Here is a 464-nt window from a genome sequence, read left to right as displayed (position 1 = left end):
ATAAAGACCTTGAACGTCAAGTTCGTAACCTTGAAAAGCAGCTTGAGGACGTACAGTTGGAGAACGACGTACTAAAAAAGGCGAGGGCCTACTTCGACAGTCTAAAAGAATAAGGTTTCAATATATTCATAAGACCACGACGGTGAAGAAAACAGTAAGCAAGTTATGTAAGTTATTATCTGTTTCTAAGGCTGGGTATTACAAATGGTTAAAACAGTCGTTGAATCCAGTTGAAAGAAAAAATGATTTTTTACTTCAGTTTTTAATAAAAAGAAGTAATGAAGAGCACTGCATACCTGGTTACAGAAAATTGTGGCAAGCCGCCATAGCCGACAGATATGATTGCAGTAAAGGCCGAGTGCAGCGTTTATTACAAAGCGTAGGTTATCGCTCTAAATCAGGTAAGCGTCGCTACACCAGTGGTAATAAAAAGCAGGGTTTTATAACGACAGAGAATCTACTTG

General features: G+C 38.6%; 1 pseudogene. It reads left to right on the top strand.

The features are described from left to right. Window positions 1-142 precede the first annotated feature (142 nt). Window positions 143-464, top strand: a pseudogene (locus PSH41_RS20045) (hypothetical protein); the annotation flags it as partial.

Source organism: Pseudoalteromonas sp. CST2 (genome assembly GCF_028599385.1).
GTDB classification, from domain to species: Bacteria; Pseudomonadota; Gammaproteobacteria; order Enterobacterales; family Alteromonadaceae; genus Pseudoalteromonas; species Pseudoalteromonas atlantica.
The sequence above is the reverse complement of the archived record's forward strand: the minus strand, read 5'-3'. Positions and strand labels throughout refer to the sequence as shown.